This is a genomic window from Streptomyces sp. NPDC037421 (assembly GCF_055602105.1).
Map to the genome: position 1 here is coordinate 164,600 of NZ_JBVJWV010000007.1, position 23,390 is coordinate 187,989.

At 74.0% G+C, this 23,390-nt stretch carries 24 protein-coding genes and 2 tRNA genes; 11 read left to right on the forward strand and 15 right to left on the reverse strand.

Features of this window, described 5'->3' with window-relative positions:
• Positions 1 to 19 precede the first annotated feature (19 nt).
• The 3 genes from ACZ7IF_RS13525 to pgsA are packed head-to-tail and all read right to left on the reverse strand — an operon-like array spanning position 20 to position 2,750.
• Positions 20 to 1,183: a glycosyltransferase family 4 protein gene (locus ACZ7IF_RS13525; protein ID WP_470968755.1), complete on the reverse strand. Its 1,164-nt coding sequence runs from the start codon at positions 1,181 to 1,183 to the stop codon at positions 20 to 22.
• Entirely contained in the window at positions 1,183 to 2,085 is a 903-nt protein-coding gene (locus tag ACZ7IF_RS13530; protein ID WP_470968759.1) for a phosphatidylinositol mannoside acyltransferase, read from the reverse strand. The genes ACZ7IF_RS13525 and ACZ7IF_RS13530 overlap by 1 nt, the downstream gene beginning before the upstream one ends.
• A complete protein-coding gene (gene pgsA / locus ACZ7IF_RS13535; RefSeq protein ID WP_470968762.1) occupies positions 2,085 to 2,750 on the reverse strand; it encodes a phosphatidylinositol phosphate synthase in 666 nt (221 codons plus the stop codon). The genes ACZ7IF_RS13530 and pgsA overlap by 1 nt, the downstream gene beginning before the upstream one ends.
• A 254-nt stretch (positions 2,751 to 3,004) precedes the next feature.
• Here pgsA and ACZ7IF_RS13540 point away from each other — a divergent pair, with 254 nt between their 5' ends.
• From ACZ7IF_RS13540 to ACZ7IF_RS13550, 3 genes are all read left to right on the forward strand, one after another.
• Complete coding sequence (locus ACZ7IF_RS13540) at positions 3,005 to 5,209, forward strand: elongation factor G-like protein EF-G2 (protein WP_470968765.1); 2,205 nt, start codon at positions 3,005 to 3,007, stop codon at positions 5,207 to 5,209.
• 224 nt (positions 5,210 to 5,433) lie between these two features.
• Positions 5,434 to 7,116 carry a hypothetical protein gene (locus ACZ7IF_RS13545; protein WP_470968768.1) on the forward strand — a complete coding sequence of 561 codons (1,683 nt, stop codon included), beginning with the start codon at positions 5,434 to 5,436 and terminating at the stop codon, positions 7,114 to 7,116.
• 41 nt (positions 7,117 to 7,157) lie between these two features.
• Positions 7,158 to 7,559 (forward strand): DnaJ family domain-containing protein, encoded by a 402-nt coding sequence (locus ACZ7IF_RS13550; RefSeq protein WP_470968772.1) that lies wholly within the window; start codon positions 7,158 to 7,160, stop codon positions 7,557 to 7,559.
• Here the strand turns inward: ACZ7IF_RS13550 and ACZ7IF_RS13555 are convergent, their stop codons facing one another.
• Both ACZ7IF_RS13555 and thrS read right to left on the reverse strand, forming a co-directional pair.
• Positions 7,560 to 8,120 carry an HIT family protein gene (locus ACZ7IF_RS13555; protein WP_470968777.1) on the reverse strand — a complete coding sequence of 187 codons (561 nt, stop codon included), beginning with the start codon at positions 8,118 to 8,120 and terminating at the stop codon, positions 7,560 to 7,562.
• A gap of 95 nt (positions 8,121 to 8,215) precedes the next feature.
• On the reverse strand, positions 8,216 to 10,192 hold the full coding sequence (gene thrS / locus ACZ7IF_RS13560; protein ID WP_362474180.1) for a threonine--tRNA ligase: 1,977 nt from the start codon (positions 10,190 to 10,192) through the stop codon (positions 8,216 to 8,218).
• Positions 10,193 to 10,390: 198 nt separating this feature from the next.
• On the opposite strand from thrS, the gene ACZ7IF_RS13565 reads away from it, so the two are divergent.
• Both ACZ7IF_RS13565 and ACZ7IF_RS13570 read left to right on the forward strand, forming a co-directional pair.
• Positions 10,391 to 10,858 (forward strand): GNAT family N-acetyltransferase, encoded by a 468-nt coding sequence (locus ACZ7IF_RS13565; RefSeq protein ID WP_470968783.1) that lies wholly within the window; start codon positions 10,391 to 10,393, stop codon positions 10,856 to 10,858.
• An 80-nt stretch (positions 10,859 to 10,938) separates the two neighbouring features.
• Positions 10,939 to 11,643, forward strand: coding sequence for a hypothetical protein (locus tag ACZ7IF_RS13570; RefSeq protein WP_470968787.1), 705 nt, complete (start codon positions 10,939 to 10,941; stop codon positions 11,641 to 11,643).
• A 12-nt stretch (positions 11,644 to 11,655) separates the two neighbouring features.
• Here the strand turns inward: ACZ7IF_RS13570 and ACZ7IF_RS13575 are convergent, their stop codons facing one another.
• Positions 11,656 to 12,861: a hypothetical protein gene (locus tag ACZ7IF_RS13575; RefSeq protein WP_470968792.1), complete on the reverse strand. Its 1,206-nt coding sequence runs from the start codon at positions 12,859 to 12,861 to the stop codon at positions 11,656 to 11,658.
• On the reverse strand, positions 12,861 to 13,439 hold the full coding sequence (locus ACZ7IF_RS13580; protein WP_470968795.1) for a DUF4365 domain-containing protein: 579 nt from the start codon (positions 13,437 to 13,439) through the stop codon (positions 12,861 to 12,863). The genes ACZ7IF_RS13575 and ACZ7IF_RS13580 overlap by 1 nt, the downstream gene beginning before the upstream one ends.
• 229 nt (positions 13,440 to 13,668) lie before the next feature.
• On the opposite strand from ACZ7IF_RS13580, the gene ACZ7IF_RS13585 reads away from it, so the two are divergent.
• Positions 13,669 to 14,394, forward strand: a complete 726-nt coding sequence (locus ACZ7IF_RS13585) for a 3'-5' exonuclease (RefSeq protein ID WP_362474165.1) — start codon at positions 13,669 to 13,671, stop codon at positions 14,392 to 14,394.
• A 67-nt stretch (positions 14,395 to 14,461) separates the two neighbouring features.
• Here ACZ7IF_RS13585 and ACZ7IF_RS13590 read toward each other — a convergent pair.
• Both ACZ7IF_RS13590 and ACZ7IF_RS13595 read right to left on the reverse strand, forming a co-directional pair.
• Positions 14,462 to 14,533, reverse strand: a tRNA-Val gene (locus tag ACZ7IF_RS13590).
• 38 nt (positions 14,534 to 14,571) lie between these two features.
• The gene (locus ACZ7IF_RS13595) at positions 14,572 to 15,045 is read right to left on the reverse strand and encodes an SRPBCC family protein (RefSeq protein ID WP_470968805.1); all 474 of its coding nucleotides are present in this window, start codon (positions 15,043 to 15,045) and stop codon (positions 14,572 to 14,574) included.
• Positions 15,046 to 15,196: 151 nt separating this feature from the next.
• On the opposite strand from ACZ7IF_RS13595, the gene ACZ7IF_RS13600 reads away from it, so the two are divergent.
• Positions 15,197 to 17,545, forward strand: coding sequence for an SCO7613 C-terminal domain-containing membrane protein (locus ACZ7IF_RS13600; RefSeq protein ID WP_470968812.1), 2,349 nt, complete (start codon positions 15,197 to 15,199; stop codon positions 17,543 to 17,545).
• A gap of 82 nt (positions 17,546 to 17,627) precedes the next feature.
• Here the strand turns inward: ACZ7IF_RS13600 and ACZ7IF_RS13605 are convergent.
• Together ACZ7IF_RS13605 and ACZ7IF_RS13610 are read right to left on the reverse strand one after the other, a co-directional pair.
• A tRNA-Val gene (locus tag ACZ7IF_RS13605) sits at positions 17,628 to 17,699 on the reverse strand.
• Positions 17,700 to 17,769: 70 nt separating this feature from the next.
• Complete coding sequence (locus tag ACZ7IF_RS13610) at positions 17,770 to 18,207, reverse strand: TIGR02611 family protein (RefSeq protein ID WP_470968815.1); 438 nt, start codon at positions 18,205 to 18,207, stop codon at positions 17,770 to 17,772.
• Between the two features lie 176 nt (positions 18,208 to 18,383).
• On the opposite strand from ACZ7IF_RS13610, the gene ACZ7IF_RS13615 reads away from it, so the two are divergent.
• Positions 18,384 to 18,797 carry an SsgA family sporulation/cell division regulator gene (locus ACZ7IF_RS13615; RefSeq protein WP_030011909.1) on the forward strand — a complete coding sequence of 138 codons (414 nt, stop codon included), beginning with the start codon at positions 18,384 to 18,386 and terminating at the stop codon, positions 18,795 to 18,797.
• Positions 18,798 to 19,008: 211 nt separating this feature from the next.
• Complete coding sequence (locus tag ACZ7IF_RS13620; protein ID WP_470968820.1) at positions 19,009 to 19,635, forward strand: CGNR zinc finger domain-containing protein; 627 nt, start codon at positions 19,009 to 19,011, stop codon at positions 19,633 to 19,635.
• Here ACZ7IF_RS13620 and ACZ7IF_RS13625 read toward each other — a convergent pair.
• Positions 19,576 to 19,812, reverse strand: coding sequence for a hypothetical protein (locus ACZ7IF_RS13625; RefSeq protein ID WP_470968825.1), 237 nt, complete (start codon positions 19,810 to 19,812; stop codon positions 19,576 to 19,578). The genes ACZ7IF_RS13620 and ACZ7IF_RS13625 overlap by 60 nt on opposite strands.
• 252 nt (positions 19,813 to 20,064) lie before the next feature.
• Here ACZ7IF_RS13625 and ACZ7IF_RS13630 point away from each other — a divergent pair, with 252 nt between their 5' ends.
• Positions 20,065 to 20,745, forward strand: coding sequence for a dioxygenase family protein (locus ACZ7IF_RS13630; protein WP_470968831.1), 681 nt, complete (start codon positions 20,065 to 20,067; stop codon positions 20,743 to 20,745).
• A gap of 4 nt (positions 20,746 to 20,749) precedes the next feature.
• Here the strand turns inward: ACZ7IF_RS13630 and ACZ7IF_RS13635 are convergent, their stop codons facing one another.
• Positions 20,750 to 21,190 carry a hypothetical protein gene (locus ACZ7IF_RS13635; protein WP_470968837.1) on the reverse strand — a complete coding sequence of 147 codons (441 nt, stop codon included), beginning with the start codon at positions 21,188 to 21,190 and terminating at the stop codon, positions 20,750 to 20,752.
• A gap of 152 nt (positions 21,191 to 21,342) precedes the next feature.
• Here ACZ7IF_RS13635 and ACZ7IF_RS13640 point away from each other — a divergent pair, with 152 nt between their 5' ends.
• Positions 21,343 to 21,846 carry a DsbA family protein gene (locus ACZ7IF_RS13640; RefSeq protein WP_470968844.1) on the forward strand — a complete coding sequence of 168 codons (504 nt, stop codon included), beginning with the start codon at positions 21,343 to 21,345 and terminating at the stop codon, positions 21,844 to 21,846.
• On the opposite strand, the gene ACZ7IF_RS13645 is transcribed toward ACZ7IF_RS13640, so the two are convergent.
• Positions 21,843 to 22,505, reverse strand: a complete 663-nt coding sequence (locus ACZ7IF_RS13645; protein ID WP_470968847.1) for a hypothetical protein — start codon at positions 22,503 to 22,505, stop codon at positions 21,843 to 21,845. The genes ACZ7IF_RS13640 and ACZ7IF_RS13645 overlap by 4 nt on opposite strands.
• Before the next feature lie 44 nt (positions 22,506 to 22,549).
• Complete coding sequence (locus tag ACZ7IF_RS13650) at positions 22,550 to 23,374, reverse strand: GNAT family N-acetyltransferase (RefSeq protein ID WP_470968852.1); 825 nt, start codon at positions 23,372 to 23,374, stop codon at positions 22,550 to 22,552.
• Positions 23,375 to 23,390: the final 16 nt, after the last annotated feature.

Sequence of the window (23,390 nt, forward strand, 5' to 3'; positions counted from 1 at the left end):
CACTACCCGCTACGGGCGCCTACGTGTCCCGCGTGAAGCCCAGGCGGGTGCGGAGGGGGACGCGTTCGTCGGTGGCGACGGCCGCCGCGCCGGCGGTGACCGTTTCGTAGACCGCCAGGATGTCCGCGCCCACCGTCGACCAGTCGAAGCGGCGTACGTGCGCCGAGCCGCGGGCGCTCAGTTCCGCGCGGCGGGCCGGGTCGCGCAGGAGGGCGGTCGCCGCAGCGGCCAGGGAGGCGGCGTCCTCGTTGGCGAACAGCTCCCCCGCCGCGCCCTGGTCCAGGACCTGGGCGAAGGCGTCGAGGTCCGAGGCCAGGACGGCCGCGCCCGCCGAGAGGGCCTCGACCAGGATGATGCCGAAGCTCTCGCCGCCCGTGTTGGGGGCGACGTAGACGTCCACGCTGCGCAGCAGGCGGGCCTTGTCCTCGTCGGAGACCATGCCGAGGAACTCCACCCGTGAGCGCAGGTGCTCCGGGAGGGAGGCGACGGCCTCCTGCTCGTCGCCGCGGCCGGCCACGAGCAGGCGTACGTCCGGGCAGGCCTCGACGATGGCGGGGAAGGCGGCCATGAGCACCGGGAGGCCCTTGCGGGGTTCGTCGATGCGGCCGATGAAGCCGAGGGTCTGTCCGCCCCATTCGGCCTTGGGGTCGGCCCGGGCGAAGAAGTCGACGTCGACGCCGTTGGGGATGACCACCGCGTCCCCGCCGAGGTGTTCGACGAGGGTGCGGCGGGCGTACTCGCTCACCGCGATCCGGGCGCTGATCTTCTCCAGCGCCGGCTGGAGGATCGGGTACGCGGCGATCATCGCGCGCGAGCGGGGGTTGGAGGTGTGGAACGTCGCCACGATCGGGCCCTGGGCCGCCCAGCAGGACAGCAGGCCCAGGGAGGGCGAGGCCGGCTCGTGGATGTGGATCACGTCGAAGACGCCCTCGTGCAGCCAGCGGCGTACCCGGGCGGCGGAGAGGAAGCCGAAGTTCAGCCGGGCGACCGACCCGTTGTAGGGCACCGGCACCGCCCGCCCCGCCGAGACCACGTAGGGGGGCAGCGGGGTCTCGTCGTCCGCCGGGGCCAGCACCGACACCTCGTGGCCCTGGCGGATCAGGTGCTCGGCCAGGTCGCGGATGTGGAACTGGACGCCGCCCGGCACGTCCCACGAGTACGGGCACACGATGCCGATCTTCACTACGGGCGCTCCTCCAGGTCGTCGAGCCACAAGCGCTGCAACATGTGCCAGTCCTCCGGGTGCTCCGCGATGCCCGACGCGAAGGCGTCCGCCACCGCCTGGGTCATGGCGGCGGTCTTCTCGGTCCGTGTGCCCTGCTTCGGCACTTCCACCTCGGGGTGGAAGCGGCCGTACATCTTCGGGGTGTCGCCGTAGTACAGGGTGACCGGCAGCAGCACCGCCCCGGTCTGCTGCGCCAGCAGCGCCGGCCCGGCGGGCATCCGGGCCCGGGAGCCGAAGAAGTCCACCTCGACCCCGGAGGCCGACAGGTCCCGGTCGGCGACCAGGCAGATCAGCCCGCCGGAGCGCAGCCGGCGGGCCAGGGTGCCGAAGGAGGAGCCGCCGGTGTGCGGCAGGACCTCCATGCCGAGGCTCTCCCGGTAGGCCACGAAGCGGTCGTAGAGGGACTCGGGCTTGAGCCGCTCGGCGACGGTGGTGAACGGGACGCCGAGGTGGCCGGTGACCCAGGCGCCGGCGAGGTCCCAGTTGGCCAGGTGCGGCAGGGCGGCGATGACCCCGCGCCCGGAGGCGATCGCCTCGCGCAGGAGGTGGTCGTCCTCCAGCCGGACGTCCTCGCCGAACCGCTTCGGGTCCATGGCCGGCAGCCGGAAGGACTCCATCCAGTAGCGCATGTACGAACGCATGCCCGCGTGCGACAGCTCCCGCAGCCGCTCGGGGGTCGCGTCGGGCACCACCCGGGCCAGGTTGGACTCCAGCCGCAGCACGCTCTTGCCGCGCCGCTTCCACGCCACGTCCGCGATCTTGCGGCCGAGGGCCACCGCCGCCGGCTCGGGCAGCTTCTTCACGCCCGCCCAGCCGAGCCCGTACAGCCCGTCGACCAGCTTGTCCTGTGCCTTGCCCATCAGGCCGCCCCGTCCTCGACGCCGGCGGCCGCCGCGTCGGCCTCGGCCGCCTCACGGCGTACGGTGACCACCCGCTGGATCAGCGTGACCAGCGAGCCCGCCGCCACGATCCACAGCGCGACCGGCAGCAGTACCCCGATCCACGACGGGACCCCGAAGGTCTGCAGCCCGGACAGGCCCGCCGCGACCAGGGAGATCACCAGGCGTTCGGCGCGCTCGACGAGCCCGTTGACGGCGACCGGCAGCCCGATCGCCTCGCCGCGGGCCTTCGTGTACGAGACCACCTGCCCGCTGGCCAGGCAGAAGATCGCCACCGCGCACAGCACGTTGTCGTCGCCCAGCCCCGCGTACCAGAGCGCGAGGCCGCCGAAGATCGCCGCGTCGGCCACCCGGTCGAGCGTGGAGTCGAGGAACGCCCCCCACCGGCTGGAGGTCCCGGCCTGGCGGGCCATGTTGCCGTCCACCAGGTCGGAGAAGACGAAGAGGGTGATGGTGATCGTTCCCCAGAAGAGCTCGCCCCGGGGGAAGAAGACCAGCGCTCCGGCCACCACTCCGGCGGTGCCGATGAGGGTGACGGCGTCCGGGCTCACCCCCCGGCGCAGGAGAAATGCGGCGAACGGCGTGAGAACACGCGTGAAGAACGCACGCGCGTACTTGTTCAGCATGGCCTTCCCAGAGGGTCGCTGGGCCGAACGGCCACATCGGCCACCGGCTGGCCCATCGTAGCCAGCGCCCCGCGCCCGCAGCGCCGCGCACCCACCGGTTCGCTCCGGCTGCCTACCCGCCACGGGCCCTCGTCACCCTCCCGCCGTGCACCCGACCGTGGCCGGTACCACGTATGGACGCAGTGTGACGGCAGTGCAAAGCTCGAAGGACCCCGATCACCCTCCTCACCGCGACACCAGGAGGCACGAGAAGCATGGGAGCCACATCACACCAAGCCGGAGCCGCCGGCAGGGCACTGACGGCCGACCGCCCCGATTCCGTACGGAACGTCGTGCTGGTCGGCCACAGCGGCGCCGGGAAGACCACGCTGGTCGAAGCCCTGGCCCTGACCGCGGGGGCCGTGAACCGGGCCGGACGGGTCGAGGACGGGGGCACGGTCTCGGACTACGACGAGATCGAGCACCGCCGCCAGCGCTCCGTCCAGCTGTCCCTGGTCCCCGTCGAATGGGCCGGAATCAAGATCAACATCCTGGACACCCCCGGATACGCCGACTTCGTCGGGGATCTCAGGGCCGGTCTGCGCGCCGCGGACGCGGCCCTCTTCGTCGTCTCCGCCTCCGACGGGATCGACGGAGCCACCCGGATGGTCTGGGACGAGTGCGAGGCCGTCGGCATGCCGCGCGCCATCGTCGTCACCCATTTGGAGGCAGCCCGCGCCGATTACTCCCAGATGACCGCCGTGTGCGGAGAGATCTTCGGAGCCGACGACCCGGACGCCGTCATCCCGCTCTACCTCCCGCTGCACGGACCGGCCGGACCCGACGGCCACTCCCCCGTGACCGGCCTGCTGGGCCTGCTCTCCCGGCGCGTGTACGACTACACCTCCGGCGAGCGCGCCGAACGAGACCCGGACCCCGCCGAGCTCTCCCTCATCGACGCCGCCCGCTCCCGCCTCATCGAGGGGATCATCGCCGAGAGCGAGGACGAGACCCTCATGGACCGCTACCTCGGCGGTGAGGACATCGACGTCAAGACGCTGATCGACGACCTGGAGCGGGCCGTCGCCCGGGGCACCTTCCACCCCGTCCTGATGGCCGCCCCCGCCGCCGAGGGCGCCCGCCAGGGCCTGGGCACGGTGGAACTCCTCGAACTGATCACCGGCGGCTTCCCCACCCCCGCCGAACGCGCCCCCGTAGCCGTCACCGCGCCCGACGGCTCCCCCCGACCCGACGTCACCTGCGATCCGGCCGGGCCGCTGCTCGCCGAGGTCGTCAAGACCTCCTCCGACCCCTACGTCGGCCGCGTCTCCCTGGTCCGCGTCTTCTCCGGCACCCTGCGCCCCGAGGAGACCGTCCACGTCTCCGGGCACGGCCTGGAGGACCGCGGCCACGAGGACCACGACGTCGACGAGCGGATCGGCACCCTCACCTCCCCCTTCGGCAAACAGCAGCGCACCCTGGGCACCTGCATCGCCGGCGACCTCGCCTGCGTGGCCAAACTCACCCGCGCCGAGACCGGCGACACCCTCTCCGCCAAGGACGCCCCGCTCCTCATGGAGCCCTGGCCGATGCCCGAGCCGCTGCTCCCGCTCGCCGTCGAGGCCCACAGCAAGGCCGACGAGGACAAGCTCTCCCAGGGCCTGGCCCGCCTCGTCGCCGAGGACCCCACCCTGCGGCTGGAGCAGAACCCGCACACCCACCAGCTCGTCCTGTGGTGCCTGGGCGAGGCCCACCAGGACCTCGTACTGGAACGGCTCAAGACCCGCTACGGGGTCCAGGTCGACCCCGTCCCCCACAAGGTCAGCCTCCGCGAGACCTTCGGCGCCAAGGCCGCCGGACGCGGACGGCACGTCAAGCAGTCCGGCGGCCACGGCCAGTACGCCATCTGCGAGATCGAGGTCGAACCCCTCCCGCCCGGCAGCGGCATCGAGTTCGTCGACAAGGTCGTCGGCGGCGCCGTCCCCCGCCAGTTCATCCCGTCCGTGGAGAAGGGCGTACGGGCCCAGGCCGCCCGCGGCATCGCGGCCGGCTATCCGCTGGTCGACATACGCATCACCCTGCGCGACGGCAAGGCGCACTCGGTGGACTCCTCCGACGCCGCCTTCCAGACGGCCGGCGCCCTCGCCCTGCGCGAAGCCGCCGCCGACATCCCGATCCACCTGCTGGAGCCCGTCGCCGAGCTCGACGTCGAGGTGCCCGACGAGTACGTCGGCCCGGTCATGAGCGACCTCGCGGGCCGCCGCGGCCGCGTCGTCGGCACCGAGCAGGCCGGCCCCGGCCGGTCCCGGGTGCGCGCCGAGATCCCCGAGATCGAGATCGGCCGCTACGCCGTCGACCTGCGCTCCGTCTCCCACGGCACGGGCCGCTTCAGCCGCGCGTACGCCCGGCACGAACCCATGCCGGCCCATCTCGCGGACAAGATGCGCGAACAGGCCGAGAAGGGAAGCCAGTTGACATAGCACACCGGTTACCGCCCACCCAACCAGCTTGCGGTGGGCGGTATTTCCCTGTCCCATGACCATGGGGGCGGGTGCGCATATAGGCTCTTCGCCGCGACGGAGAGCACAACGGACCACAACAGAGCGCGACACGACCGAGCGCGACACGCCGCGAACGGCGGCGGCACGACTAGCACGACGGCACCACGGGCAAAGAGCACAGTGGCACGGCGATGGGGGCAGCGGTGGCGGACGACGGTTTCGACTTCAGGCCCGGAGCACAGATTCCTCTCCAGGGGGGCGGCGGCCAGACCGCGGCGACCAACGCCCTCGCCTCCGCCGCGTACCGCGACGGCGGCAAGGACACCGCGCTGTCCTCCATACTCGGGGCGAACAGCGAGAACCACCCGGCCTCGGTCAAGGCCCCGAAGATCTCCCTCCTCGAACCCAACCTCGGGGAGGCCTTCTGCCGCGCCGTCGAGGCCCGCACCCTCGGATCCGGCCGCAAACCGCTCATCCAGTCCTTCGGCGCCGACCCGCAGACCGTCGTCGAGCACTGCCTGGCCGCCTCCCGCATCCGCAAGGAACGCGACCGCAAGCTCCGCCTGATCATGCTGGTCAGCGGTGTGGTGTTCCTGCCCGGGCTGCTGCTCTGGCTCGGCCTCTTCCAGCTGCGCAAGACCCTGTCCAAGGGCGAGGGCAAGAAGAGCACCTGGATCGGCACCGCCCTGCTGGTCGGCGTGGTCCTCGTCGGCGCGGTGCTGCTCTACCGGGTGGTGTACCGCCAGCCCGGCAGCGGCCTGCTGGAGCTCTACCTGCTCGGCGCGCTGATCGCCCCCGTCCTCGGCTGGTACCTGGCCCGCCGGATCTGCGAGGGCACCGCCGCCGACCTGCGCTCCCGCTGGGACGGCCTGCTCGGGGGCGGCGCCCCCGTCGCCGCCAAGATCCCGGAGGCGGTCCCCGGCAACCCCGACGAGAAGGCCCGCGAGGACCTGCGCCGCCAGCTGGCGAAGCTGACCGCCGAGGACCGCAGCAACTCCGTCTTCTACGCCGGCCCCAAGGGCATCCTCGGCATGGGCACCCGCTGGGGCAGCTGGCAGATGGCCGAGGAACTGAACCCCAAGGCCGACGGGCACGAGATCCACCCCTTCCGCAGCTGGGACGTCATACGCGCGATCGACTCCCAGCTGCGCAAGCTGGAGCGCGGCCCCCTGCACACCGGCGGCTTCCCGCCCGCCTCCATCCAGCACTGGATCGTCACCCCCGTCGGCGAGGGCGCCGCCGAGGTGGCCCGCCCGAGCGGCGAGGACGTCGACACCTTCCTCGTCAAGCCGCACGAGATCACCCGGATCTGCAACGAGCAGCAGTTCAGCGCCGGCAACCGGCACTACCTCGGCATCCAGTACCCGCTCTGGGACGGCCAGCTCGTCATCACGATGCTGGTCACCGTCACCGTCCTCTACAAGACCCTGCGCGTGGACGTCACCGCCCACGCCCTCGGCCCGGTGCACGGCCTGTTCACCACCAAGTCCAAGCCCCCGGTGGTCGAGGTGCCCAAGTCCATCCGCTTCTGGGAGACCGTGGAACGCCCGCTGCCGCTGGTGGACACCATGGAGGTGGTACGCCTCGCCGCGCGCGCCCCGCTGACCTGGTACCCGCCGCTGCTGGAGTACTTCGGCGGCAAGCTGGTCCTGCCCGAGCCCTTCGGCCTGCGGCACGTCTGGGCGGGCTCCATGTGGCGCCACCGCTTCATGGCGGACGACGCCCTGCGCACCGTGGCCCCGGTGCTGCGGTCGGTGCACACGGCGACGTTCAAGGTGCTGGAGGAGAACGGCGTGGACACCGCGGCCTTCACCAACCGGTCCTCGATCATGAACGGCCTCATCCAGGAACCGGCCCCGCGCAAGGCGGACGTCTACGACGCGTAGGTACGCTGGAGGAGTCCCAGCCGCCCCGGGGAGGAGCCGTCATGACCGAGCGCAAGCCGCCGGGGGTCAGCTTCGAGTCCTTCGTGGACCGGCAGATCAGAGAGGCCGCCGACCGGGGCGAGTTCGAGAACCTGCCGGGCTGGGGAAAGCCGATGGCCTCGCTGGACGCCCCGTACGACGAGATGTGGTGGATCAAGCGCAAGCTGCACGGCGAGGGCTTCGCCACGCTGCCGCCGTCCCTGGCACTGCGCAAGGAGGCCGAGGACGCCCGGGAGGCGGCCCTGGCGGCCGGGACGGAGCGCCGCGCCCGGGAGATCCTGGCAGAGGTCAACGAGAAGATCCGGACGGCCCTGCGCCGGCCCCCGCCGGGCCCGCCGCTCGGCCTCGCCGAGTTCGACGTGGAGGCGGTCCTGGCGGAGCGGCGCGAGGGCCGTACGGACTGATCAGTCGTTCGGCCAGGCGTCGGCGAGCATCTGGCGGGTGTCCGCGAGCAGTTGCGGCAGCACCTTGGTGTGTCCGACGACGGGCATGAAGTTCGTGTCCCCGCCCCAGCGGGGCACGATGTGCTGGTGCAGGTGCGCGGCGATGCCGGCGCCGGCGGCCTCGCCCTGGTTCATGCCGATGTTGAAGCCGTGCGCCCCGGAGGCCTTGCGCAGCGCGACCATGGCCCGCTTGGTGAGGTCCGCCAGCTCCGCCGTCTCCGGCCCGTCGAGCTCCGTGTAGTCGGCGACGTGGCGGTACGGGACGACCATCAGGTGGCCGCCGTTGTACGGATACAGGTTCAGCACCGCGTAGACGTGCCTGCCCCGCGCCACGACCAGACCGTCCGTGTCGGACATCTCCGGAATCCCGCAGAACGGACAGCCGTCCCCGGCTTCCGGGCCGGTCGGCTTGTTCTCGCCCTGGATGTAGGCCATCCGATGGGGGGTCCACAGCCGCTGGAATCCGTCGTGCGTGCCCACACCGTTCTGCCGCTCCGGCTCAATCGTCATGCCATGCAGCATATGACCTCGTCCGGACGAACGAGCGGGGCCCCCGGAAAGTGATCGCTTTCCGGGAGCCCCGCTCGTGGGCCGGTCTGGCCTGGATCAGACCTGGATCAGACCTGGACGCGGTCGGCGACGACCTTGGCCAGCTTCGCCAGTGCCTCGTCCTTCGGGATGCCGTTCTCCTGCGAACCGTCGCGGTAGCGGAAGGAGACGGTGCCCGCGGCCATGTCCTCGTCACCGACGATGATCATGAACGGGACCTTGAGCTTCTGGTGGTTGCGGATCTTCTTCTGCATCCGGTCGGAGGAGGCGTCCACCTCGACGCGCAGGCCCTGCTTCTTCGCCGCGGCCGCGAACTCCTGCAGGTACTCCACGTGCCCGTCGCCGATCGGGATGCCGACCGCCTGGACCGGGGCCAGCCACGGCGGCATGGCGCCCGCGTAGTGCTCCAGCAGCACCGCGAAGAACCGCTCGATGGAGCCGAACAGCGCGCGGTGGATCATGACCGGGCGTTGGCGGGAGCCGTCCGGGCCGGTGTACTCCAGGTCGAAGCGCTCCGGCAGGTTGAAGTCCAGCTGCACGGTCGACATCTGCCAGGTGCGGCCGATGGCGTCGCGCGCCTGCACGGAGATCTTCGGGCCGTAGAAGGCCGCGCCGCCCGGGTCGGGGGTCAGCGGGAGGCCCTGCTTCTCGGCGACCTGCTGGAGGACCGCGGTGGCCTCCTCCCAGACCTCGTCCGAGCCGACGAACTTCTCCGGGTCCTTGGTGGACAGCTCCAGGTAGAAGTCGGTCAGACCGTAGTCGCGCAGCAGGTTCAGCACGAAGGTGAGCGTGCGGTCGAGCTCCTCGGCCATCTGCTCGCGGGTGCAGTAGATGTGCGCGTCGTCCTGGGTGAAGCCCCGGGCGCGGGTCAGGCCGTGCACGACGCCCGACTTCTCGTACCGGTACACGGTGCCGAACTCGAACAGGCGCAGCGGAAGCTCACGGTAGGAGCGGCCGCGCGCGTCGAAGATCAGGTTGTGCATCGGGCAGTTCATGGGCTTGAGGTAGTAGTCGGTACCACCGTCGAGCTGCATGGGGGGGTACATGCCCTCCGCGTACCAGTCCAGGTGGCCGCTCTTCTCGAAGAGGGCGCCCTTGGTGGCGTGCGGGGAGTAGACGAACTCGTAGCCCTCCTCCTCGTGCCGGCGGCGCGAGTAGTCCTCCATCACCCTGCGGATGATGCCTCCGCGCGGGTGGAAGACGGCGAGGCCGGAGCCGATCTCGTCCGGGATGGAGAAGAGGTCGAGCTCGTTGCCGAGCTTGCGGTGGTCGCGCTTCTCGGCCTCGGCGAGGAAGTCGAGGTGCGCCTTCAGCTCCTCCTTCGAGGGCCAGGCGGTGCCGTAGATGCGCTGGAGCATCGGGTTCTTCTCGCTGCCGCGCCAGTAGGCGGCCGCGTTGCGCATCAGCTTGAACGCCGGGATGTTGCGGGTGGTGGGCAGGTGGGGACCGCGGCAGAGGTCCTTCCAGCACAGCTCGCCGGTCTTGGCGTCCAGGTTGTCGTAGATGGTCAGCTCGCCGCCGCCCACCTCGACGTTCGCGCCGTCGTCGGTCGACGCGGAGCCCTTGATGCCGATGAGCTCCAGCTTGTACGGCTCGTCCGCGAGCTCCTCGCGGGCCGCCTCGTCGGAGACCACGCGGCGGGCGAACCTCTGCCCGCGCTTCTGGATCTCCTGCATCTTCTTCTCGATGGTCTTCAGGTCATCGGGAGTGAAGGGCTTGGCGACGTCGAAGTCGTAGTAGAAGCCGTCGCGGACCGGCGGGCCGATGCCCAGCTTGGCCTCGGGGAACAGCTCCTGCACGGCCTGCGCCATGACGTGCGCGGTCGAGTGGCGCAGGATGTTGAGGCCGTCCTCGGAGGAGATCTCCACCGGCTCGACGGTCTCGCCGTCCCGCACCTCGTACGAGAGGTCCTTCAGCTCACCGGCGATGCGCGCGGCGACGATGGTGCGCTCGCCGGCGAAGAGCTCCGCCGCCGTAGTGCCCGTGGCCACCACGCGCTCGTCCCGCTCGGAATCGCGTTGGATGATCACACGGACGTCTGACACCGGTCTCTCCTGACTGAAGGGATGCGCGAGCGAACGCCGCGCGCCTGAATCGTACCGAGCCGAGTGGCCGCGCCGCGAAACGGTTAAACCCCGGGACCGGGGACGGCCCCCGGCCGGCCCGGAAATTCCCCCGGCCCGCCCCCGCTGCGCGGGTAGCGTGGGCCGTTCCCGCCCGACCCCCGAAAGGACCGGCCCGCGATGCCGCACCCCCGCCCGCTGGACCTCGCCGACGACGCGACGGCCGCCGCCGTGCACCGCATCGGCCGGGCCGCCTACGCGGTCGAGGCGGAGCTGATCGGCTTCGACGGCATCCCCGCGCTCGGCGAGAGCCCGGAGGCGATGCGGGCGCGGCCGCTGCGCTGGCTGGGCGCGGTGACGGAGGCGGGCGCGGTCGCTGGCTTCCTGGCCTGGGAGGAGACGCCGGACGGCGTGTCCGTCGACCGGCTGTGCGTGGACCCGGCCTGGTTCCGCCGGGGCATCGCCTCGCTGCTGGTGCGCCACGCCCTGGCGGAGCTCTTCCCGGGCCGCCCGGTCGAGGTGACCACGGGCGCGGACAACACCCCGGCGGTCGCCCTGTACGAGCGCCTCGGCTTCACCCGGGGCGCGGACTTCACCCCCGTCCCCGGCCTGCGGATGGCGTCCTTCACCCTGCGCGGCACCGCTTAGTCCGGCGGGGGAACCGGCGGGTGGCCGGGTACGTCCCAGGGACGCCCGAGCCACAGGGGACCCAGGGGGATCGAGGAAACATGCGCCGTACCGCCGTCACGCTCACCTGCATCGCCGCCGCGCTGCTCACCGGCTGCGGGGCCGCCGCCGGTTCCGGCCCGGCGGCCGAGCCGCCCGCGCCGCCCGTGCCGGCGTCCGCACCGCCGTCCGCGTCCGCGGGCGGGGCGCCGGCCTGCCCGGGATCCGACCGCTCCGAGCCCGGTGCCCCGCCCACCACCATCGACGGGACTCCCGCGAACACCCCCGAGGCCCTGAGCCTGTCGCAGGCCGTCGGCGCCCAGGGGTACGGGGCCTTCGCGGACGTCTACGGCACCCACACCACCGACCGGCCCGCGGGCCGGGTCGCGGTGTGCGTGACCGACCTCGCCCGGGGCCGCCTGCTGCTGGAAGCCGCCCGGAAGGCCGACCCCTCCGTCGACCCGGGCCGCGCCGACCTCTACCTGAGCCGCTACACGCACCGCGCGCTCATGGCCGCCGTGGACCGGCTCACCGCCGACCAGGGCCGGCCGGCCTTCCCGCTGTACAGCTTCTCGGCGGCCCGGGACGCGTCCGGGGTCGTGGTGACGAGCACCGAGGCGGGGGCCGCGTCGACGGACTTGAAGGCCCGTCTGGAGAAGATCACCGGCGGCGTCCCGGTCACGGTCGAACGGGGCGACCCCGCGACCCCCCTCGTGGGCGGCAAGCCCCCCAAGAGCCCGGACACCGCCTCACCGGTCGCCCCCTGATCCGGACAGGACCTAGTCGTCGGACGGGAGCACGTCCTCCGGGTCGAAGGCCGCGTCCAGGGACTTCATCAGCCGGTCCCGCTCCATCTCGTCGAGCGGGACCGGCGTCACCCCCGAGGCCCGGGACAGCCTGCGGAAGCCGCCCCGGCGGGAGAGCCGGCCGCTGACCCGGACCGGCATTCCGGCGAGGTGGGCGTGGACGGCGATCCGGTAGCCCTCCTCGTCGAGCGCGGCCCGTACGTACGGGACCTCCGCGCCCGACAGCACCCGCAGCCGGACGGTCCCCCCGCCGCCCGACGCCGAGCGCCGCATCCGGACCACGGCCCCCGCGAGCCGGACGGCGACGGCCGGCTCGGCCCGGGTGTAGCGGGCGGCGGCCTCGCGCAGCACCGGCAGGTCGCCCGGGGAGAACTCCACCGGCTCGGGCCGTGCCGCGCACCCGGCCGGGACCCCGGCCGCCGGGGCCCAGGCGAGTTCGATCCGGGCCCCTTCCGAGCCCCGGACCAGGGAGATCAGCGCCTCGGCGAGTTCCCGGCTGGCCCCCGCCGCCACCGCGGCGTCGAAGGCCTCCATGCCGCCGGTCGCCCTCTGGTAGTCCACCGCCTCCCGCGCCGCGTGCAGCGCGTGGTGCAGCCGCGTCACCGCCCCGCGCCCCCCGGCCACGGGTACGTACGCGGCGAGCCTGCGCCCGCCCGGGGCGGGTCCCACCAGCACCCCGTCCAGGAAGCGCTCGGCCTGTGCGCGGTGGCGGGCGCCGTAGTACCCGGCGCGGGCGCGGTCGGCGAGGGCCCCGGCCAGCAGCAGCCGGCGGGCGGCCGAACGCAGCCGCTCCTGCGCGGGCCAGGCGGCCTCGCCCTGGAAGCCGTACGGCCCCTGCGGTACCTCCCGCTCCCAGCGGACCTCGTCGCTGGGGACGCTCAGCCCGAGGAGCACCTCCCGGGCGGAGGGCACCCCGCTGCGGGCCAGCGCGGTGAGCGCTTCCTCCAGCAGGTCGGCGCAGTCGGGGAAGCCCCGGTTCTCGGGGACGAGCAGGCTGGTCCCGGCCCGGTCCGGCGGGGTCCAGCGCCCGTAGCGGCCCGCCGCTCCGCCGCGCCGCAGCCAGCCGTGCCGGTGCAGCAGCGCCCCGAGGACCTGCGGGTCGACCTGCCCGGGGTCCGGGGCGCCCGGGGCGAGCCCGGGGCGGGGCAGCGGTTCGAGGTGCGCTGGGTACCGGTCCATCAGGGTGTCCCTCCCGACCCGACCCGGGTCATGATCTCGCACAGCGCCCGGTCGTCGAAGATCCGCTCGGTCGGGATCCGTACGGTGGTGCGGCGCCGGCCGGTCACGGGGTGACCGGCGAGGTTGGTCCAGTAGCAGCAGTGCCGCAGGTCGAGCCGGTCGTGCCCGGCGCTCAGCCACTGCTCCCGCTGCCGCGGTACGAGCATCACCACGAGGATCTTGTGGACGGCGACCGGTGTCCGCGCCAGCTTCACCAGGTGCTCGTTGTCCAGGGTGAAGCCGAAGCTGGCCCCGGCGGGGCGGGGCGGTACCTGGTAGGTCGCCTTCAGCTGCACCTTGATGGTCACCTCGTCGTCGACGACGTGCTCGGGCGCGCCGTGGCTGACGTGCCAGTCGACGCCGTTGTCGGGGAAGGGCTGGGAGAGCGAGCAGCCGGCCGCGGCCGCTACGGCGTGCAGGTAGCCCACCTGGAGGGTCTCCATGCAGGCGGTGGTGGCGAGTGTGCCGCGCAGCGGTCCGGTCGGCGGATCGCCCTGTCCGTGCAGCACCCCGCCCGGTTCGGGCTGTGTGAGCGCCATGGCCGGCTCCCCATGCCTTCCGGGCTCTGCCGTGAACGGTGAACGGGAGTCGAGGGGTGACGACCGGTCATGCGTGCGACCCCCCGAGGGAGTTGTCTCCGTACCCGGCCGCCCGCAAACGGCGTACGGGGCAAACAGCCCGGGTATCACGGATTCGGCGGGGTCGGCGCGTCATGGGGCGGAGGTGCCCGGTGCGGCCCATCCGCCGACCGGGGACGAGGAGTTCGCCATGACACGCTGGTACGAGGGGCCGCTGGCCGCATTCGACACGGAGACCACCGGGGTGGACGTCGAGCAGGACCGGATCGTGTCCGCCGCGCTCGTCGTGCAGGAGTGTGCGGGCGGCCGGGTCCGCTCCACGCGGTGGCTGGTCAATCCCGGCGTCCCGGTGCCGCCGGGCGCCACGGAAGTGCACGGCCTGACCGACGAGCACCTCCAGCGCAACGGCCGGTGGCCGGCGCCGGTGGTGGAGGAGATAGCCCGTGCGCTGGGCGAGCAGCAGGTGGCGGGGCGGCCGGTGGTGGTGATGAACGCGCCGTTCGATCTGACGCTGCTGGACCGGGAGTTGCGCCGGCACCGGGCGTCGACGCTGGCGCGGTACCTGGACAACAGGCCGCTGACGGTGCTGGATCCGCGGGTCCTGGACAAGCACCTGGACCGCTACCGCAAGGGCCGCCGCACGCTGACGGACCTGTGCGCGCACTACGGGATAGAGCTGGAGGGGGCGCACGACGCCTCGGTGGACGCGCAGGCGGCGCTGGAGGTCGTACGGGCGGTCGGGCGCAGGTTCGCGGCGAGGCTGGAGCGGCTCACCCCGGCGGAGCTGCACACGCTCCAGGCGGTGTGGCACGCGGCACAGGCGCGGGGCCTGCAGGCGTGGTTCGCCCGGCAGGGCACTCCGGAGGCGGTGGATCCGCACTGGCCGCTGCGCCCGGAGCTGCCGCAGGCCGCCTGACCGGCTCGGAACGGGCCCGGGAAATGCGGAAGGCCGGTCCGTCATCAGACGGACCGGCCTGTCCCGGTGGGCGATACTGGGATCGAACCAGTGACCCCTTCGGTGTGAACGAAGTGCTCTCCCGCTGAGCTAATCGCCCGGGAACGCACTGAACAATACAAGAGCCTCGGGGCCGGATCAAACCGCTTGGGGCGGAGCGGCCAGCAGGGCCCGCAGGCCGCGCCGCCCGGCCCGCATCATCAGCGCGTGGTTGAGCCGGAACAGCGGCCGCCCGGCGAGCGCGAACCTCCGCAGCAGGGCGGCCCGCACCTCGACCTCCTGCTCGTAGACCGCCCGCGTGCCGCCGGCGCCGGCCGCGCCCCGGGGGCGTACGGTCCACCGCGCCCAGCCCTCGATGTCACCGCTCAGGGCCGCTTCGAGTACGCCCCGCGCGGGGTCGCGGAGCAGGTCGGTGAGGGTGACCCGGATCCCGTACGGGAGGGCCGAGCGGATCAGCGCGGTCCCGGTGCGGTCGTCGATCCGCTCGGCCCGGCGGACCTGGGGCCACCAGTCCGGGTAGCGCGCGGGGTCGGCGAGCAGGGAGTAGACGAGCGCGGGCGGGGCGTCGAGGTCCCACACGCTGCGGAAGCGGTAGTGCGTCCAGCGCGGCATGGCTCCAGTCTGGCCCGCCGGGGCGCGTCGGCGCGGGGCCTTCCCCGATCTGCCACCCTCCCGCTCTCCCGCTCTCCCGAGTAGGTACTCACGGTTCATCTGAGTACGCACGCCCATGTCCTGATGGCGTGACGGGCGCCACACTCCGACCATGGACTCCCCCCTGCCGCCGGCCCACGAGCTGGCGCTCATCGACGGCGAGCTGGCCCAACTGGAGGCCCGGCGCGGCTACTTGCTGGCCCGGCGGGACTGGCTGCTGCGCCTCCTGGCGGCGCAGCCGGCGCCGGCGGCGCAGTTCGGGCCGGGCACGCGGTTCGGGCCGGCCGCGCCCGTCGCCCCGGCGTCGAAGCCGAGCGCCCAGAACGTGCTGCTGACGCTGGGCGCGGTGCTGCTGGCGGTGGCCGCGCTGGCGTTCACCCTGGTCAGCTGGGGCTCCCTGGGGATCGGGGGGCGCTCGGCGGTGCTGGCGCTGCTGACGGCGGCCGCGCTCGCCGCGCCCGCCGCGCTGCTCCGGCGCGGGCTGCGGTCGACGGCCGAGGCGGTCGCGGGGGTGGGGCTGCTGCTGACGGTGCTGGACGCGTACGCGGTGCGCGCGACCGGGCTGTCCGGTGCCGACGGGGTCGCGTACGCGGCGTGGGCGTCGGCGGTGCTGGCGGGGGTCTGGGCCGGGTACGGGGCGGCCCTGGGCCGGCTGCGGCTGCCGCTGCTCGCCGCGGTGGGGGCCGCGCAGCTGCCGTTGCCGCTGGCGGCGGCCGCCGCGGGGGCGGGCCCGCTGGGGGCCGGCGCGGCGCTGCTGGCGACGGCGGCACTGGACGCGGCTCTGGCGGCGGCGGTGGCGCGCCGGGCGGTACGGGTGCCCGCGTGGGTGTGCTCGGGGGTGCTGGGCGGGACGGCGCTGGCGGTGGGGCTGGCGCGGTCCCTCGCGGAGCCGGGTGCGGCCGGGCCGGCGCTGCTGCTGGCGGCGGGGGGCCTGCTGGGCGTGGCGGTGGCCTGGCGCGAGCCGCGGGCTTCGGCGGCCGCCCTGGTCGGGGGCCTGGCGGCGGTGTCGGCGGCCGGGGCGCTGGTCCCGGCCGGGGCGGGCTCCGTGTGGTGGGCGGTCGCGGCGCGGGTGGCGGCGGCGCTCGCGCTGTCGGCGGTGGCGGTGCGGGCGGGCGCGGACGCGGTCCCGGGGGCGGTGCGGCGCGGGCTGCTGCGGGCCGGGGCGGCGGTGGCGGCCCTCGGGGCGCTGGCGGGGCTGTCGGCGGTGGCGGTGGCGCTCGTGGCCCGGGCCGCGGTGCTGCGCGAGGTGTGGGCGGCGACGGCCCCGCAGCAGGGAGGGCCGGGTGCGGGGCTCGCGGTGGCGCTGCTGCTCGCGGCGGGCGCGCTGTGGCTGCCGGGCGGGGTGCTGCCGCGGCCGGCGGCGGGGGCGGCGGCGGTGGTGTGCGGCTGGGCGGCGGTGTTCGCGGCGCCGATGCGGCCGGGCCTGCCGGCCTGGGCGGTGTTCGCCGCGCAGCTCGGGGTGGTGGCGGCGGCCGGGGTGGCGGCGTTGCGGGCTCCGGTGCGCGCGGTGGCGTTCGCAGCCGGGGGGTGCGCGGCCGTCGGGGCCCTCAGCGCGTCCCTGGCCGCCCTGGACGGCCGGGCGGCGACCTTCGCGGTGTTCGGGCTGCTGGGCGCCTGCTGCGCCCTGGGGGCCGCCCACAGGGCCGCCGCGGTGCCGGTGCGGGCGGGCTGCGCGGTGGGCGCCGTCGGGTACGCGGCCGCCCTGGCGGTGGCGCTGGGCGCGGTGGCGGGGCTGCCCTGGTCCTGGCGGGCGGTGGCGGTGCTGGCCGTCCCGGCGCTGGTGGTGGCGCTGGCTCCCCGGCTGGGCCCGGTGCGGGTCGCGGCGGAGGCGTCGGCGGCCGGGGCGGGGGTGGTGGCGGTGGCGCTCGCGGCGGGTGACACGCCGGTGCTGGCGCTGGTGCTCGGGCTGGCCGGGGCGGTCTGCGCGGGGGCGGCGCTGCGGGCGGAGCGGCGTGCGCCGGGCTGGGCGGCGGGGGCGCTGTTCGTGGCGGCCGCCTGGGTACGGCTGGCGGCGTGGGGGGTGGCGGTGCCCGAGGCGTACACGCTGCCGGTGTCGGTGCCGTTGCTCGCGGTGGGGCTGCTGCGCCGCCGCCGGGATCCGGGGGCCTCGTCCTGGTCCGCGTACGGGCCGGGCCTGGCGGCGACCCTGCTGCCGAGCCTGGTGGCCGCCTGGGGCGACGCGTACTGGCAGCGGCCGCTGCTGCTGGGGACGGCGGCGCTGGCCCTGACCCTGGCGGGGGCGCACCGCCGGCTCCAGGCGCCGCTGCTGCTGGGCGGTGCGGTGCTGGCGGCGGTGGCCCTGCACGAGCTGGCCCCGTACGTGGTGCAGGTGGTGGGCGTGCTGCCGCGCTGGCTTCCTCCGGCGCTGGCGGGCCTGCTGCTGCTGGTGGTGGGCGCGACGTACGAGAAGCGGCTGCGTGACGCGCGCCGCCTGCGGGAGGCGATCGGGCGGCTGCGCTGAGGGCCGGCCGCGGAGGCGGCTCCGGGGACGGGTACGACAGAGGCCCGGAGACTCTTCCGAGTCTCCGGGCCTCTGCTCCGGGTGGGCGATACTGGGTTCGAACCAGTGACCCCTTCGGTGTGAACGAAGTGCTCTCCCACTGAGCTAATCGCCCGGACGCACCGCAAACATTACCGCATGTCAGCGGTGCTCCGTGACCACCCTCGGGCGGGCGGCGGACCGGCTCACTGGTCCTTGATGTTCCACGGCATGGTGAGGCCGTACTTCCACAGGTAGAACCCGATCAGCGCCGCCGCGATGGCGAGGCCGACGCTGGTGAGGATGATGTTGCGGCGCCGGACCTTCGGGTCGAGCGCCTTCTGCGCGGCCTCGGTGACCTTGCGCTTGGTCCAGCGCAGGACGAGGGAGGCCCAGGCGAACTCGGTGGCCCAGATCGCGAGGCCCGCGAAGATCGCGACCCAGCCGGGGCCGGGCAGGACGAGCATGGCGACGCCCGCGCCGATGACGGCGAGGCCGACGATGAAGACGCCGACCTGCCAGCTCAGGTGCAGGCTGCGGTTGGCCTTGATGAAGGCGGGCGCCTTCGACTCGTGCGGCGCCTCTTCGGCGGCCGGCTCGGTGTTGGCGGACTCGTTGGTTCCGCGGTCACTCCCCGTATTCATGGCTCGAATCTACCGGAGCCGGAAGCACACGTGAATGCCGGTTTGGATCCGCCGTCCGAGGGACCCAGAGGTCCGCAAAACGGTCAGAGGGGTTTACAACGGCACCGTAGGTGGCATGTCGATTTCGCCGACGTGCGAATCCCCGAGCGCACACTGAGCGAAAGGCCCTGGCGCTTATGAACACCACGGTCAGCTGCGAGCTGCACCTGCGCCTCGTTGTGTCGAGCGAGTCCTCACTGCCTGTTCCCGCGGGCCTGCGGTATGACACGGCCGACCCCTACGCCGTGCACGCCACCTTCCACACCGGCGCAGAGGAAACGGTCGAATGGGTGTTCGCCCGCGACCTCCTCGCGGAGGGCCTCCACCGGCCCACCGGTACCGGCGACGTCCGCGTCTGGCCGTCCCGCAGCCACGGTCAGGGCGTCGTCTGCATCGCCCTGAGCTCACCGGAGGGAGAAGCGCTGCTCGAGGCACCCGCCCGAGCCCTCGAGTCGTTCCTCAAGCGGACGGACGCCGCGGTCCCACCCGGGACCGAACACCGGCACTTCGACCTCGACAAGGAGCTGTCCCACATCCTGGCCGAAAGCTGAGCCAGGCCCCCAGCCCAGCACCGTCCGACTCGGGGCGACGGTGCGGGACGGACAACCACATACGGCAGTGCCGGCGCTGTCTCCGCGGAAGCCATCCGCGGGGGCGGCGCCGGTGTGCTCGGGTACCTTTCCCGCGGTAAGCGCTATTGTCGGCCCCCAGCGGGCGGCAGCGGCCCGCCGCCGCAAGGCCCGGCACCCAGGGAGCGACCCCGTGCAGATCCCCCACGACACCCGTCGCGCGCTCGACGTCGTCGTCGCGCTGGTGAACACCGCGGCCGAGCCGGAGCACCCCGACGGGCTGTCCGACATCGGGGCGCTGCGCGGCTTCGTCGAGGAGCACGCGATCAGCGACGTCGGCGAGCTGAGCGCCCGCGACCTCGCCGGGGTGCGGACGGTCCGGGGCAAGTTCGCCCAGGTCTTCGCGGCACCGAACTCCCGTGCGGCGGCCGCACTGATCAACGAGCTCGTGGCCACGGCCGGCACCACCCCGCAGCTGACCGACCACGACGGCTACGACTGGCACGTGCACTACTTCGCGCCGGGCGCCTCGGTGGGCGACCACCTGGCGGCGGACGGCGGCATGGCGCTGGCCTTCATCGTGGTCTCCGGCGAGCAGGAACGGCTGCGCCGCTGCGAGGCCCCGGACTGCCGGCGGGCCTTCGTGGACCTGTCCCGGAACCGCTCTCGCCGCTACTGCGACAGCCGGACCTGCGGGAACCGGCTGCACGTGGCCGCGTACCGGGCCCGCCGCAAGGAGGCGGACGGTCGGCCCGAGGTCTCAGAGCAGGTAGAGGTCGTGCAGGGCGGCGAGCAGCAGCAGGGTCCCGACCACCGCTAGGAAGATCATCAGCGGCGGCTGGGAGAGCGCGAAGAGACATCCGCGCGCCTCCGAAGCGGCGGAGGCCGTGGCGACGGTCGCGGCCTGGGGGGCCTCGGGAGCCAGAGTGGCGGCGGCCCGGGCGATGGGGGCCTCGGGGGCGGGAGCCGGCGGCTCACCCTGCGATGTGTCGAGCATGTCGGGGCGATGATCGCGCAGCGCGCCCCGGTCCCGCCCTCAACACGCCATGATCGCCCCGGCAGTTCGCCGTCTCTCGTCAGATCAGGTGGTTCCCCGCCGTTTCTCCCCCGCACCGGGCCCCGCATCCGCTACGAGGACCCGGTCGGCCGTGTGTCGGTCGCGGGCCCGGCCGCCGGTGTGCGGGACGGTGGGCGCGGTGGGCGGCCGTCCGCACGCGACGGCCCCGGGCGCACGCGCGAGAGGCTCCGCATGACCGACGAGGACACCTTCCCGACCAGCCGGCGGGCCCTCCTGCTGACCGCCGGATCCGCCGGGATCGCCGCGCTGACGGCGGCCTGCGCCCGCCCGGCCACTCCCGGCAGGGCCGCGCCGGCGCCGTCGGGCGGCGCCACACCCGGCTGCGTGCTGGCGGTGACGTCGGGCGCGGGCCCGAACTACGTCGGCCGGGGCCGGACCCGCTCGGACGTCACCGAGGGGCGCGAGGGCGTACCGCTGCGGCTGGAGCTGACGGTGGTGCGCGTGGAGGACGGCTGCCGGCCGCTCGCGGGCGCCGCCGTCGACATCTGGCAGGCCGACGCGTCGGGCGTGTACTCGGAGGGCGGGCAGACCTGGCTGCGCGGGGTCCAGGTCACCGATGCCTCCGGCCGCTGCGTCTTCGGGACGATCGTGCCGGGCTGGTACGCGGGGCTGGCGCCGCACATCCACTTCAAGGTCCGCCCCGACGAGCGCTCCGAGACCACCTCCCAGTTCTTCCTGCCGGACGCCTTCCTGAAGGAGGTCTACGGGCGGCAGCCGTACGCGCGCCGCAAGGCCCCCCGCGACCCGAACGGCCACGACGACCGCTACCGGGCCGCCGGCGGGAAGATGACCCTGAGCCCCGCCCCGGACGGCACCGGCTACCGCGCGGCGTTCACCGTGGGCCTCGCGTAGGGGGTCAGATCCCGTGCTTCTTGAGGATCGCCTCGATGTCGGAGAAGTCGTCCGCCGGGGCCGCCGCGGGGGCCGGCCCGGCGCCCTGGCGGCCTCCCGTGCCCAGGGAGGGGACCGAGGCGCCCGGGGCGACGGCCTCCCGGCCGGGGGCGCCCTTGGCCGCCTTCGGGGCCTTGGGGGCCCTTCCCAGGCCCCGGCGCTCCACGGCCCGGGTGGTCATGAACAGCACCCAGGCCAGCCCCAGCAGGCCGAAGCCGATCCAGACGGTCGGCTTGAAGACCATCCCGGAGACCCACTGCACCACGCCGGTCAGCACCAGGCCCACCGGCACCAGCGAGTACGCCGCGATCCGCGCCGCGGCGAGGAAGCGCTTGCGGTACGCGGTCAGCGCGGCGATGCCCAGGCCCGCCGCGGACACCGCGGAACAAATGGTCTCGGCGAGCATGCGGTCCTCCGGCGGTCGGCGGTGGGTGATCTGTCCCTTCCATCCTGCACCGGCCCCCGCCGCGGAGGCCATGTCCACGGGCCCGCGCAGGCGGATCTCCGGGACATCTCGGGGTCGGATCTCCTCCTCAGGGGGTCTGGGAGACTGTCCACATGACCGATTCCGTGATCCTCGAAGTCTGGTGCGAACTCCAGTGCCCGGACTGCCACAGCGCCCTGGACGACGTGCGCGCCCTGCGGGCCCGCTACGGCGACCGGCTGGACGTCCGGCTGCGGCACTTCCCGCTGGAGAAGCACAAGCACGCCTTCGCCGCCGCGCAGGCCGCCGAGGAGGCCGCGGAACAGGGCCAGGGCTGGCCGTACGCGGAGGCCGTGCTCGCCCGCACCGCCGAACTGGGCGAGCGGGGCGAGGCCGTACTGCTGGACGTGGCGCGTGAACTCGGCCTGGACGCGGAGGAGTTCGACACCGCGCTGATCGACGGCCGGCACATCCTGATCGTCGACGCCGACCAGGCCGAGGGCAAGGCCATCGGTGTGACCGGCACCCCGACGTACGTGATCGGCGGCGAGCGCCTGGACGGCGGCAAGAGCCAGGAGGGCCTGCGCGCCCGCATCGAGGAGATCGCGGACCGGCTGCTCGCGGAAGGGACTGCCTAGGACCCGTCCCGCGCCACGGCGGGCGCGCCCGCTTCCGCCGTGGCGGGCGCACGGCCCGCGAGCCAGGCGGCGATCCGCCGCCTGAACTCGGGGTTGCCGTAGGGGTGGTCCCAGCCCGCGATCCACTCCAGGTGCCGCAGGACCTCCGCCGAGCGGTACGGGTGGGCCACCGCGACCACGTCGACGCCCCTCTCGCCCGTCGAGCAGATGATGTACACGCTGCTGTCGAGCGCCATCATGCCGAAGCCCGGGTGGCCCGCGTGCACGCCGAGGAACGCCGACCCCGCGCCCCGGCCCATGACGTCCCAGCTCTCCAGCAGCCGCACCCGCGTCCAGAGCGCGGGCGGCGCCACACGGGAGCTCTCGTGCGCGTACCGCAGGGAGGCGCTGTGCGTCCGGGTGCCCTGCGGGAGCATGACGAGGAACTCGCGCCGGTGGTCGAAGAGGCCCGTGGAGGCGGCGAGCCCGTACCACTCCTCGTTGAGCCGCTCCACGAGCCGCGGGGTGTCGTACGGGAGGGAGAAGGCCCCGGCGACGTCCTCGGCCCCGTACGAGGCGACGAACGGCATCACACCGTCCGGCACGGCGTCCGGGACCACCTCCAGACCGGCCCGCCGCAGCGGCCGGTACACCTTGCGCTCACGCTCTTCGATACCCATCGGTCACCGTTCTAGCAGGGCCGCCGCGCCGAGCGGCCGCCGGCCTAGATCAGCTCCTTGGCGTAGTTGAGGTGGGTCGGCCGGTAGCCGAGGGACTCGTACAGGCGCAGGGCCGGGGTGTTGGCGGTGAACACGTGGAGCGCCAGCGTCCGGTGGCCGGCGGCGATGGCCGTGCGCTCCGCGAGCAGCATCAGGTCGCGGCCGTATCCGTGGCCGCGGTGCTCCTCGGCGACGGCGACGTCGTAGACGTACGCGCCCTCTCCGGCGGCCGCCACCCACACGTGGCCGACGGGGGTGCCGGCCGCCTCCAGGACGGCGAAGGTGACCCCCGGGGTGGCGAGTCCCCGGGGGAGCTGCGCGTCGTGGTCGGCCTGCGATTTGGCCCGGGCGGCCTCCTGGGGCATCCCCCGCGCGACCCAGCTCGCCGCGTAGTCGGCGCGGGCCCGTGCGTCCCAGGCCTCGTACTCGTCCGGCGCCATGGGCCGGCCCAGGACCCCCTCGGAGAGGGCGGGCGGGGCGGCGGGGAGCTCCTTGGCCATGTTCCGGCTGTACTCGGCGTACCCGAGGGCCGCGGCGAGCCGCAGCCCGCCCGCGGAGCCTGCCGGGACGCGGATCCCCACCCGGCGGCACCCCCAGCCGCGCAGCACCTCCTCGGCGGCGAGCGCCGCGACGGTGGCGCGGCCGCGGCGGCGGTCCGGCTCGTCGATGGCCAGGTCCCGGATCTCCCCCACCGTCGGCCCGAAGGGCGTGTCGGCGGCGATCAGCAGCGCCCCGACGCGCCTGCTGTTGACGCGGACCTCGTACGGGCGCGAGCGCGCGCCGGAGTCGCTCTTCTGAAGCGGCCCGCTCGGCCGCAGGGTGGTGGTCATCGTCGAGTTCTACCCG